The sequence below is a fragment of the Streptomyces sp. BoleA5 genome (genome assembly GCF_000373665.1).
In the GTDB taxonomy this organism is placed as follows: Bacteria; Actinomycetota; Actinomycetes; order Streptomycetales; family Streptomycetaceae; genus Actinacidiphila.
The window spans coordinates 1-11,675 of record NZ_KB892102.1; the positions used below are offsets into that span (position 1 = coordinate 1).

General features: G+C 72.5%; 11 protein-coding genes. 2 read left to right on the plus strand and 9 right to left on the minus strand.

Translation table 11 applies throughout. The features are described 5' to 3' along the window. Positions 1–491: 491 nt before the first annotated feature. Positions 492–1,499, minus strand: coding sequence for a stage II sporulation protein M (locus B085_RS0116605; RefSeq protein ID WP_018559692.1), 1,008 nt, complete (start codon positions 1,497–1,499; stop codon positions 492–494). Between the two features lie 94 nt (positions 1,500–1,593). Between B085_RS0116605 and B085_RS0116610 the strand changes: the two genes are divergently transcribed. Further along, positions 1,594–2,586: an RDD family protein gene (locus B085_RS0116610; RefSeq protein WP_018559693.1), complete on the plus strand. Its 993-nt coding sequence runs from the start codon at positions 1,594–1,596 to the stop codon at positions 2,584–2,586. Positions 2,587–2,611: 25 nt separating this feature from the next. Here the strand turns inward: B085_RS0116610 and B085_RS0116615 are convergent, their stop codons facing one another. The 8 genes from B085_RS0116615 to B085_RS0116650 form a co-directional block, all read right to left on the minus strand. Beyond that, positions 2,612–3,235 (minus strand): hypothetical protein, encoded by a 624-nt coding sequence (locus tag B085_RS0116615; RefSeq protein ID WP_018559694.1) that lies wholly within the window; start codon positions 3,233–3,235, stop codon positions 2,612–2,614. A 129-nt stretch (positions 3,236–3,364) separates the two neighbouring features. Then, complete coding sequence (ahcY, locus tag B085_RS0116620) at positions 3,365–4,816, minus strand: adenosylhomocysteinase (RefSeq protein WP_018559695.1); 1,452 nt, start codon at positions 4,814–4,816, stop codon at positions 3,365–3,367. Positions 4,817–5,054: 238 nt separating this feature from the next. After that, on the minus strand, positions 5,055–5,999 hold the full coding sequence (locus tag B085_RS0116625; protein ID WP_018559696.1) for a cation diffusion facilitator family transporter: 945 nt from the start codon (positions 5,997–5,999) through the stop codon (positions 5,055–5,057). 95 nt (positions 6,000–6,094) lie between these two features. Further along, positions 6,095–7,303 carry a mannose-6-phosphate isomerase, class I gene (gene manA / locus B085_RS0116630; protein ID WP_018559697.1) on the minus strand — a complete coding sequence of 403 codons (1,209 nt, stop codon included), beginning with the start codon at positions 7,301–7,303 and terminating at the stop codon, positions 6,095–6,097. Positions 7,304–7,307: 4 nt separating this feature from the next. Beyond that, positions 7,308–8,459 (minus strand): SIS domain-containing protein, encoded by a 1,152-nt coding sequence (locus B085_RS0116635; protein WP_018559698.1) that lies wholly within the window; start codon positions 8,457–8,459, stop codon positions 7,308–7,310. A 145-nt stretch (positions 8,460–8,604) separates the two neighbouring features. Then, positions 8,605–8,784: a Trm112 family protein gene (locus B085_RS0116640; protein WP_018559699.1), complete on the minus strand. Its 180-nt coding sequence runs from the start codon at positions 8,782–8,784 to the stop codon at positions 8,605–8,607. A 179-nt stretch (positions 8,785–8,963) separates the two neighbouring features. Next, positions 8,964–10,322, minus strand: a complete 1,359-nt coding sequence (locus tag B085_RS0116645; protein ID WP_018559700.1) for a phosphomannomutase/phosphoglucomutase — start codon at positions 10,320–10,322, stop codon at positions 8,964–8,966. A 139-nt stretch (positions 10,323–10,461) separates the two neighbouring features. Continuing rightward, the gene (locus B085_RS0116650; protein ID WP_078619945.1) at positions 10,462–10,881 is read right to left on the minus strand and encodes a DUF3499 domain-containing protein; all 420 of its coding nucleotides are present in this window, start codon (positions 10,879–10,881) and stop codon (positions 10,462–10,464) included. Positions 10,882–11,183: 302 nt separating this feature from the next. Here B085_RS0116650 and B085_RS0116655 point away from each other — a divergent pair, with 302 nt between their 5' ends. Continuing rightward, positions 11,184–11,636 (plus strand): metallopeptidase family protein, encoded by a 453-nt coding sequence (locus B085_RS0116655; RefSeq protein ID WP_018559702.1) that lies wholly within the window; start codon positions 11,184–11,186, stop codon positions 11,634–11,636. Positions 11,637–11,675: the final 39 nt, after the last annotated feature.

Consider the following 11,675-nt stretch of genomic DNA (forward strand, 5'->3'; position numbering starts at 1 on the left):
GGGTATCAACATATCTGGCGTTGACTTTTGGCACGCTGTTGAGTTCTCAAGGAACGGAAGCTTCCTTCGAGACCGTTTCACCGGCCCCTCCGGGCTTTCCCTTCGTTGTCTCCAACCTTACCAGATCCGATTCGCGTTTCCGCTCTTCGTTTCCGGCCCCCTGCTGGAGCGGGGTTTTTGTCTTCCGGCTTTCGCCTTTCGACGTTCCAGACTTTATCAGACTCTTTCAGGTCCGATTACCGTCCGGGTTTCGCCTCTATGAATAGCGACGCAAAAGACCACTCAGAAAGTTCTTTCTGAGAGGTGCGGTGCGATCGATAGTCTGTTGAAGCGAGCTAGATTCTAGCCGCCGGCCCCCGAACATGTCCAGTTCGTGGCAACTGCTCAAATCTACCTCCCCTTGCCACCCATGTCAACAGGTGTCTTGGGGCGAAGAGGAGGCTAGCAGGTCAGCCGCCTCCGACGCACATCGCCGGTGTCGGCCGTACGGGTCATGCGGCGGTGGGCAGGACGTCGCTGCGGTCGCCCTGCTCCAAGTCCCCCGTCTCACCTGCGAGGGCGGCTCGGCGCCCGACGACGAAGACGTAGACGAGGAACAGCAGCTCGGCGGTGACGCCGATACCTATGCGGGCCCAGGTGGGGAGGCCGGAGGGGGTCACGAAGGCTTCGAGCGCGCCGGAGACGAAGAGGACGGCGGCGAGCCCGATGGCCATGCCGATGGCGGCCCGGCCTTCCTCGGCGAGGGCCGTGCGGCGCGGACGAGGACCGGGGTCGATGACGGTCCAACCGAGGCGGAGTCCCGTCCCGGCGGCGACGAAGACGGCGGTCAGTTCGAGGAGACCGTGCGGGAGGATCAGCCCGAGGAACGTGTCGAGGCGGCCCGCGGAGCCCATGAGACCCAGTCCGAGACCGAGGTTGACCATGTTCTCGAACAGGACATAGAGGACCGGCAGCCCGAGGAAGACGCCGAGGACGAGGCAGTAGCCCGCGGCCATGGCGTTGTTCGTCCAGACCTGGGCCGCGAAGGAGGCGGCGGGGTGGCTGGAGTAGTAGGTCTCGTACTCGCCGCCGGGGCGGGTCAGGGCGCGCAGTTCTTCGGGGGCGGCGATGGCGGACTGGACCTCGGGGTGGGTGGCGACCCACCAGCCGATCAGCGCGGCGACCGCGGTGGACAGGAGTGCCGTGGGGACCCACCAGTGGCGTGAGCGGTACACCGCTGCCGGGAAGACGCGGGTGAAGAAGAGAGCTGCGTCGCGCCAGCCGGGGGTGCGGGCGCCGGTGACGGCGCTGCGTGCGCGGGCGACGAGGGTGGTGAGGCGGGCGACGAGTGCGGGATCGGGGGCGCTGGACTGGACGAGGGAGAGGTGGGTGGCGGCGCGTTGGTAGAGGGTGACGAGTTCGTCGGCTTCCTCGCCGGTGAGGCGCCGACGCCGGCGCAGCAGGGCGTCGAGCCGGTCCCACTCGTGGCGGTGGGCGGCTGCGAAGACGTCGAGGTCCATGGGCGCTGCTCCTGGCTGGCCGGGGAGGTCCCAGCTTGGCAGAAGGGGCAGACTGGGCGCTCCGGGTCCGGGGTGGGCAGGAGGAGGTTCCCGCATGGGTGAGGCGAGCGCGGCGGACGGTGCCGGGCGTCTGGTGACGGGTGAGGCCGTCGAGCTGGGGCTGCACACGGCGAAGCTGCCGAGCCGGGCGCTGGCGGCGGCGCTGGACGGGGTCGTGTACATCGGGGGTTATCTGGCCGTCTCGATCGTGCTGACGGTGGCGACGGCGTCGATGGACGGCGCGGCGGTCGCCGCGGTGTACGTGGGCTCGTTGCTGCTGGTGCTGATAGGGGTGCCGATCGCGGTGGAGACGCTGTCGCGGGGGCGGTCGCTGGGGAAGCTGGCCTGCGGGTTGCGGGTGGTGCGGGACGACGGCGGGCCGATCCGGTTCCGGCACGCGCTGGTGCGGGGGGCGGTCGGGGTCGTGGAGATCCAGATGTTCCTCGGGGTGATCGCGTGCATCGCCTCGCTGGTGTCGGCGCGCGGGCGGCGGGTCGGGGACGTGTTCGCGGGGACGCTGGTGGTGCGGGAGCGGATTCCGGTGCCGCGGGCGGCGCGGCCGCTGCCGCCGGCGCCGCCGTGGCTGGCGGTGCAGTTGGCGGGGGTGGACCTGTCGGCGGTGCCGGAGGGGCTGTGGCTGGCGGTGCGGCAGTACCTGTCGCGGGTGCACCAGCTGGATCCGCAGGTGGGGTGGTCGATGGCGGAGCGGCTCGCGGGCGACGTGGTGGCGTGCACGGGGGCGCCGGTGCCGCCAGGAACACCGCCCGCGGCGTTCCTGGCGGCGGTGGTCGCGGAGCGGCAGGGCCGGGACGCCCGCCGGGTCTTCGGCGCTCCGGTCGCTTCCCCGGTCGACGGGGTCGCGGAGCAGGGGAAGGGCCGGGGGGCCGGGACGCCGCCGGTGGGCTGGGTGACGCCCGGTGCGGTAGGCGGGGTGCGGGGGGAGGCGGGAGGACAGGCCCCGCAGGCGCTTGTGCCTCCGTCCCCTTCTCCGTACCCCTCCGCTTCCTCGCCGTCGTCCTCGTCGACGGGCTTCGCGCCTCCGGCGTGAGGGGTCGCCGGTGCCCGCGGCCGGGTCAGTCCGCCGCGGGGAACCGGGACGGGGGTGACTCGAGGTCCTCGAGCTCGATGCCCGGGGCGGAGAGGACGATGTCGCCGGCGATGTGGACGGTGTGCTGTTCACCGGTCTCCAGGTCGTTGACCTGGTATTCGTCCACGAGCAGAGGGGCGTTGTCAGTGGGGTGTGCTTCGCTTTTGACCAGTGCCCACGACTGGTCGAGGGTGCGGGGTGCGAGCACGGGGGGCTGGAATGCGACGAGGCGTACGCGCGTGGCCGGGGTGCCGGGACGCAGGCGGAGCAGCCGCGCGGTGGCGATGTAGAACGCGGGCGACCCGCCGGTGAAGGCGTGGGCGGGGACGTTGCCCTCCTGAGCGTCTTCGCCGGAGGGGTCGGTGCGGACCCAGGTGAGGCCGTCGAGGGCGGCGCCGCGTACCTGCCAGCCCGACGCGTGCAGTTCGAGGCGGATGGGCCGGCCGAGTTCGTCGATGGTGAGGTCGACGGAGCCGGCGTGGGCGCCGTCGGGGCGGGTGTTCTGGGCGGTGTAGCGCCATCCGGTGGGGCCGGTGGCGCAGTGGAAGTGTTCTTCGCCGAGGGGGGTGTGGTCGTGGGTGTCGTGGAACGAGTAGCGGCCGCGGGGCATGGTTCGACCTTACAAAGCGGGCCGGGGCCCGACGGGGCAGGCCCCCGCCGGGGGCGGGGGCCTGCGGGGTGGCTCTGGTGCTGCCCGCGGAGCCGGGTGCGCGCTGTCGCGCGGTCGGCCCGGGCGACGTCAGTAGCGGTAGTGGTCCGGCTTGTAGGGGCCCTCGACCGGGACGCCGATGTAGGAGGCCTGCTCCGGGCGCAGGGTGGTGAGCTTGACGCCCAGGGCGTCGAGGTGGAGCCGGGCGACCTTCTCGTCGAGCTGCTTGGGAAGGACGTAGACGCCGATCGGGTACTCCTCGGGCTTGGTGAACAGCTCGATCTGGGCCAGGGTCTGGTCCGAGAAGGAGTTGGACATCACGAACGAGGGGTGGCCGGTGGCGTTGCCCAGGTTGAGCAGGCGGCCCTCGGACAGCACGATCAGGACCTTGCCGTCGGGGAAGGTCCAGGTGTGGACCTGGGGCTTGACCTCGTCCTTGACGACGCCGGGGATCTTGGCGAGGCCGGCCATGTCGATCTCGTTGTCGAAGTGGCCGATGTTGCCGACGATCGCCTGGTGCTTCATGCGCTGCATGTGCTCGGCGAGGATGATGTCGCGGTTGCCGGTGGTGGTGACGAAGATGTCGGCGGTCTCGACGACGTCCTCGAGTACGGTGACCTGGTAGCCGTCCATCGCGGCCTGGAGGGCGTTGATGGGGTCGATCTCGGTGACGATGACGCGGGCGCCCTGGCCGCGCAGCGACTCGGCGCAGCCCTTGCCGACGTCGCCGTAGCCGCAGACGACGGCGACCTTGCCGCCGATGAGGACGTCGGTGGCGCGGTTGATGCCGTCGATGAGGGAGTGGCGGCAGCCGTACTTGTTGTCGAACTTCGACTTGGTGACGGCGTCGTTGACGTTGATCGCCGGGAAGAGCAGGGTGCCGTCGCGCTGCATCTCGTACAGGCGGTGGACGCCGGTGGTGGTCTCCTCGGTGACGCCGCGGATCTCCGAGGAGAGCTGGGTCCACTTCTGGGGGTTCTCGCCGAGGGTGCGGTTGAGGAGCAGCAGGATCTGCTCGTACTCCTCGCTGTCGGCGGTGGAGGGGTCGGGGGCCTGGCCGGCCTTCTCGAACTCGACGCCCTTGTGGACCAGGAGGGTGGCGTCGCCGCCGTCGTCGAGGATCATGTTCGGGCCGCCGGTGGCCGCGTCGGGCCAGGTGAGGGCCTGCTCCGTGCACCACCAGTACTCGGCGAGGGTCTCGCCCTTCCAGGCGAAGACGGGGATGCCCTGCGGGTTCTCGGGGGTGCCGTTGGGGCCGACGGCGATGGCCGCGGCGGCGTGGTCCTGCGTGGAGAAGATGTTGCAGGAGGCCCAGCGGACCTGGGCGCCGAGGGCGGCGAGGGTCTCGATGAGGACGGCGGTCTGCACGGTCATGTGCAGGGAGCCGGTGATGCGGGCGCCGGCCAGCGGCTGGGAGGCGGCGTACTCCTCGCGGATGGCCATGAGGCCGGGCATCTCGTGCTCGGCGAGGGTGATCTCCTTGCGGCCGAAGGCGGCCAGGGAGAGGTCGGCGACCTTGAAGTCGTTGGTGACGGGGGACATGCAGTCTCCTCGTGGGGTGCTTCCAGAACGGACATCGGCTTTCCGCTGCGGGGCGGCGGGAGGCATGCGGACATACCTCTCCCTCGACCGCAGCTCAGCCCGTCGGAGGCCCTCTCTCCCTCGGCCGGTCCGTTTCCGGACCGCCCGACCGCCATCAGCAGCGACGTCTGGCTAGGGACGAATCTACACCGAGTGGCCGGGCGCGTCCGGAAGGTGCGTGGAGGTGGTGTGAAGGGGGTCAGTCCGTCCCGGGGGCGGCGGGGGCGGCCGACTGCTCGCGGTAGATGTCCGGCTCGAGGTAGATGACGCGGGCGATGGGCTCGGCCTCGCGGATGCGGGCCTCGGCGGCGTCGATGGCGCGGGCGACCTCGGTGGCGGTGTCGTCGCTCTCGACGGCGATCTTGGCGGCGACGAGGAGCTCGTCGGGGCCGAGGTGGAGGGTGCGCATGTGGATCACGCGCGTGACGACGTCGCCGTCGACGATGGCCGCGCGGATACGGGCGACGACCTCGGGACCGGCCGCCTCGCCGAGGAGCAGCGACTTGGTCTCGGAGGCGAGGACGAGGGCGATGGCGACGAGGAGGACGCCGATGCAGAGGGTGCCGATGCCGTCCCAGACGCCGTCGCCGGTGAGCAGGGACAGGCCGACGCCGCCGAGGGCGAGCACCAGGCCGACGAGGGCTCCGAGGTCCTCGAGGAGGACGACGGGAAGCTCGGGCGCCTTGGCGGTGCGGATGAACTGGCTCCAGCTCTGATTGCCGCGGACCTCGTTGGACTCCTTGACGGCGGTGCGGAAGGAGAAGCCCTCGGCGATGATCGCGAAGACCAGGACGCCGATGGGCCAGTACCAGGCGTCGATCTCGTGGGGGTGCTGGACCTTCTCGTAGCCCTCGTAGAGCGCGAAGACGCCACCGATGGTGAACAGGACGATGGAGACGAGGAAGCCGTAGATGTACCGCTCACGGCCGAAGCCGAAGGGGTGTTCCTCGGTGGCCTTCTTCTTGGCCTTCTTGCCGCCGAGCAGGAGCAGCGCCTGGTTGCCCGAGTCGGCCACCGAGTGCACGCCCTCGGCGAGCATGGACGAGGAGCCGCTGAAGGCGAACGCCACGAACTTGCTCACCGCGATGGCGAGGTTGGCGCCCAATGCGGCGACGATCGCCTTGGTTCCGCCTGACGCGCTCATAGGTGCTGGTGGTCCCTTCCCTCGGCCCTGCTCTTTGCCCGGTCTTTACGGCGTTACGGCGGGACATTCTTGCAGGCCGTGGTTCGCCTGGTGCGTCAGGCCACCACGGTGGCCCGGAAGACGGTTCCCTCGCCGGTGAGTTCGACCTTCTCGCCCGCGGGAACGTAGGCGGACTGGCCGCGCTCCAGGGTGAGTTGCGGTGCCGCGGGGTCGCCGGGGGTGCGCACGACGGCGGTGCCTTCGGTGCAGAGCAGGATCTGGGCGGTGCGGTCGTGCGGCGTGCGGGGGGCGGCGTCGGCGGCGAGCGAGTAGCGGGAGAGCCGGAACTCGTCGATGGGGGTGCCGTAGAGCTCCTCGCCGTCGGGGGACGCCTCGGGGCGCAGGACCCCCGCGTCGCCCGCCTGGAAGCGGACGATGCGCAGCAGTTCGGGGATGTCGACGTGCTTGGGGGTGAGGCCGCAGCGCAGCACGTTGTCGGAGTTGGCCATGATCTCGACGCCGAGGCCGCTGAGGTACGCGTGGGGTATTCCGGCGCCGAGGAACAGCGCTTCGCCGGGCTGGAGCCGGACGTGGTTGAGGAGCATGGCGGCGATGACGCCGGGGTCGCCCGGGTAGGCGTGGGCGATGGCGGCGTAGGCGGCGTACGCGTCGGCGTGCGGTCCGCCCTCGGCGGCGAGGCGGCCGGCGGCCTCGGCGGCTTCGTCCACGCTGCCTGCCATGGCGGCGCGTTCGGCTCCGAGCACGGCGGTGAGGACCTCGCGGAGCGCGGCCTCCTCGGGGTGGGCGCGCAGGAGGTCGGCGTACGGCTTGAGGGCGTCGACGCCGAGGCCGGTGAGGAGGTTTGCGGTCTCCTCGGGGTGACGGAAGCCGCACAGACCCTCGAAGGGGGTGAGCGCGACGATCATCTCCGGCTTGTGGTTGGCGTCCTTGTAGTTGCGGTGCGGGGCGTCGACGGGGATGCCGCGGGCCTCCTCGTCGGCGAAGCCGGCGGCTGCCTGGGCCAGGTCGGGGTGCACCTGCAGGGACAGGGGGGAGCCGGCGGCGAGGAGCTTGAGCAGGAAGGGCAGCCGGGGGCCGAAGCGTTCGACGGCGGGGGTGCCGAGTTCGCCGCCGGGGTCGGCGGCGATGACCTGGTCGAGCGGGACCGGACCGTTGCCGCGGTCGACGCGGGAGGGGGCGCCGGGATGGGCGCCCATCCAGAGTTCGGCCTGCGGCTCGCCCGTGGGGGTGGTGCCGAGCAGTTCGGGGATGGCCGTGGTGGATCCCCAGGCGTACGGGCGGATGGTGTTGGTCAGGCGGTCCATGCGGTCATGATCTCCCGGTGGAGGTGATGGCGAGGTAAACGGAGGCGAAATCCGTGACGGCGAGGAGTTCGACCGCGGATTCCAGGTCGCCCCCCTCGGCGGGGGCGAGTTCGCTCATCGGGGTGTCGTGGGTCGTGGCGAGTTCGCGGGCGAGCGGGGCGGAGCTCGCGGCGCCGTGGCCGGTGCGGTGCAGGAGCACGACGCGCAGGCGCAGGTCCTCGGGCTCGTCGACGCGGTCGCGGAAGAAGTCCTCGGGGTCGAGGGCGCCGGCCAGCGAGCCGGCGAGCAGCGCGCCGTGGATGTCGAGTGCCTCGGGGAGTTCGCCGTGCAGGGCGGGGCGGCCGGCGCGGGCGGCGATGGCCGCGGCGAAGCGCCGTGCGGCGACCGAGGCGACGGGTCCGTCGCTCCACATCACCGGCAGGGATTCGGCGAGTTCGGAGGCGAGTGCCTTGGCGGGGTTGCTGTAGGTGGCTGTTGCGGGGCCGCAGCGGGCGGCGACGTCGTCGAGGCGGTCGGCGACGCGCTCGACGGCGTCCGGAGGGGCGGCGAGCAGGCCGATGCGGTCGCCGAGGGCGAGCAGCGGGGTGAGCAGGGCCCAGAAGGCGCCGAGGTCCTCGGCGGGGTCGGCGGCCTCGCCCAGGACGCCCGCGACGGATGCCGGGTCGGGGGCGGGGGCGTACGGCAGGACCATGCCGCGCACCTGCTGGATCGCCTCGGCGATGGGTGAGCCGGCGGGGACGACGGCGGCGGCGGTGCAGCCGCGGCGGTAGGCCTGTTCGATGAGGTCGGCCAGGCCCGCCTCGGTGCCGGCGGGGCTGGCGATGAGCAGCAGGTCGAGGGGGCCGGCCCAGCCGGGGAGGGTCCACCGCAGGTCGTACGGGGCGGGGCCGGTGGGGTGCAGGGACAGCACGGGGCCGCCGCTGTTGCCGAGGGCGCCGAGCAGTTCGGCGACGGCGGTGACGGCGACCGCGCCGGGACCGGCGACGAGGACACTGCGGGGACGGCCGTCGGGCTTGAGTCCGCCGACTCCCGCTTCCTGCGCGAGGCGGGCGGCGGTGCGGACGCGGGCGCCGGCGCCGGCGACGCCGAGGAGGAGGCCGCGGGTGTCGGCGCGGGCGAGGGCGTCGGGGTCGTCGAGCAGCGTCTCGTCCAGCATCGGGGGTGTCCTCCGGTCCGGTCCGGTCGTGTCGGGTGTCGCGGGGCGCCGTGCGGTGCGGGTGCCCGGGCCGCGCCGGTGATGTGTGCGTGAAGCTGCCGGGCCGGGGCCGGTCGGGCGCGGCGTGCCGGACGGCCCGGTCGCGTTACGCGGGGCGGCGGGCCTCGTCGACCAGGAGGACGGGGATGTCGTCGCGCACGGGGTAGGCCAGGCCGCAGTCGGCGGACGTGCAGGCGAGCTCGGTGGCCTCGGCGTCCTCGCGCAGCGGCGCGTGGCAGGCGGGGCAGGCGAGGATCTCCAGGAGGCTGGCTTCGACGAGCGGCATGGGTGGCGTCTCCCCTGTGGTCGTGGTGGCGTCGTGGTTTCCGGGCGGCCGCCGTGTGGGGGCGGGCGCGCGCGGACCGGCGGATTCAGCCTATCGCCGGGGGCCCCGGCCCGCGTGACCGCGTCGGGTGCCCCGGCACCGCCGGAGGGGGCGCGGTGCCCCCTCCGGCGGGACGGCGCTCAGGCGCGGACGATGGCGAGGACCTCGTCGCGGACACCGGCCATGAGTTCGGCGTCGCGGGCCTCCACGTTGAGGCGCAGCAGCGGCTCGGTGTTGGAGGGGCGGAGGTTGAACCACCAGCCGTCGCCGGTGACCGTCAGGCCGTCGAGCTCGTCGATGGCGGCACCCGGGCGGTCGGCGTAGGCCGCGCGGACGGCGGCGGTGCGGCCGGCCTGGTCGTCGACGGCGGTGTTGATCTCGCCGGAGGCGGCGTAGCGGTCGTACTCGGCGACGAGCGCGGACAGCGTGCCGTCCTGGCCGCCGAGGGCGGCGAGGACGTGGAGCGCGGCGAGCATGCCGGTGTCGGCGTTCCAGAAGTCGCGGAAGTAGTAGTGCGCGGAGTGCTCGCCGCCGAAGACGGCGCCGGTGCGGGCCATCTCCTGCTTGATGAAGGAGTGGCCGACGCGGGTGCGGACGGGCGTCCCGCCGTGCTCCTTGACGACCTCGGGGACGGTCCACGAGGTGATCAGGTTGTGGATGACGGTGGAGCCGGGGTGCTTGGCCAGTTCGCGGGCGGCGACCAGGGCGGTGATCGCGGACGGGGAGACGGGCTCGCCGCGCTCGTCGACGACGAAGCAGCGGTCGGCGTCGCCGTCGAAGGCGATGCCGATGTCGGCGCCGGTCTCGCGCACCTTGTCCTGCAGGTCGACGATGTTCTTGGGGTCGAGGGGGTTGGCCTCGTGGTTGGGGAAGGTGCCGTCGAGCTCGAAGTACATCGGGACGAGGTCGAGGGGCAGCCCGTCGAAGACGGTGGGGACGGTGTGGCCGCCCATGCCGTTGCCGGCGTCGACGACGACCTTGAGGTTCCGGATGGAGCCGAGGTCCACCAGGGTGCGCAGGTGGGCGGCGTAGTCGGCGAGCATGTCGCGCCGGGTGACCTCGCCGGGGGTGGCGTCGCTCGCCGGGAGGCCGGTCTCGGACCACTGCTCGACCAGTTCGCGGATCTCGGCGAGGCCGGTGTTCTGCCCGACGGGGGCGGCGCCGGCGCGGCACATCTTGATGCCGTTGTACTGCGCCGGGTTGTGGCTGGCGGTGAACATCGCGCCGGGCAGGCCGAGCTTGCCGCTGGCGAAGTACAGCTGGTCGGTGGAGCAGAGGCCGATCTCGGTGACCTTCGCGCCGCGCGAGGCCGCGCCGCGGGCGAAGGCCTGGGACAGGCCGGGCGAGGAGGGCCGCATGTCGTGGCCCGTGACGATCGCTTCGGCGCCGGTCACGGTCACGAAGGCCGCACCGAAGAGCTCGGCGAGCGGCTCGCCCCATTGGTCGGGGACGACTCCGCGGACGTCGTACGCCTTCACGAGCTGGGAGAGGTCGGTCACCGCATGTGCTCCGCTCTGGAATCCGGTTGCCGGTGGATGGATCGTGGCAAGAGCCAACCTACCGGGCGGATCCGAACGGGCCGACGAGGACCCGGGGGCACACGAGGGCCCGGGGCGGGTGGGGCCGAGGGGGCGCCGGTCAGGAGTCGGGCGAGCGCAGGACGCGCAGGTGCCCGCGGCGGGCGATCTCCATGGGGTCGCCGCCGCGGCCGTTGGTGCCGTTGCCCTCGCGTTCCTGGGGGCGGGCCGCCTCGCGCACGGCGTTGGCGAGCGCTTCGAGGTCGTCGCCGCTGGGGCGGGTGGGGCCGGTGTCGGTGGCGAGTCGTACGACCTCCCAGCCGCGGGGGGCGGTGAGGCGCTCGGAGTGCTCGGAGCACAGGTCGTAGCAGTGGGGTTCGGCGTAGGTGGCGAGCGGTCCGAGGACGGCGGTGGAGTCCGCGTAGACGTACGTCAGCGTCGCGACGGCGGGACGGCCACACGCGGTGCGCGAACAGCGACGTACAAGGCTCACGACGTTGGACGGTACCGCACTCTTGAGCGGGCCGCGACGACTCCCCAGGAGCTCACCCTGTCGTGTCGTCCGGGTTGGCCGGGAAGGTCCGACCTGCGGCCGACGCACCTGACCTGCAAAGGGCCGGAAATGTACGAGCGCCCCTCGGGCGGCACCGATCACCAAACGCCGCAAATGATGCCAAGAGCGATCGTCGAAGCGGTCGGGGCAGGGAAATCGGGCGGGCGCAGGGGGTCGGCGACCGTACATTCTGCGACATCGACGGGGATGTCCGGTCCTCGTCCCCCGTGGTGGTGGCAGCGGTCACGGAGCCGCATACCCGGGGCTTCCGACGGCTACTCTCAGAGGTGATGGACACCCCTTCGCCCGCACCGCGCCAGCGCCGCCGCGACCGACACGGCCGCGGCATGCGCGGCCCCATCGCGCCCCCGCAGGTGCCCCTGGCACGCACCCGCGCCGACGCCTTCGACGACCTCGTGCGGGACGCGGCGGACCGGCTCGAGCGGCGCTGGCCGCAACTGGCGGAGGTGGAGTTCGCGGTGCAGGAGGTGCCCTGGCCGCCGAACGGCGCCGACGGCGCCGCGGCCGACGGCCGCTTCGACGACGGGGTGCCGCTGGGGCGCCTGCTCGGCGGGCAGAAGGGCGACCCGCACCGCATCGTGGTGTACCGGCGGCCGGTGGAGATCCGGGCCAAGAGCCGCGAGGAGCGCGCCCTGCTGGTGCACGACGTGGTCGTGGAGCAGGTGGCCGAGCTGCTCGGGCTGTCGCCGGAGAACGTCGACCCCCGGTACGGGGAGGGTTAGGCCTCCCCGCACCGGCGTGCGGCCGGCCGGGGCCGCCGC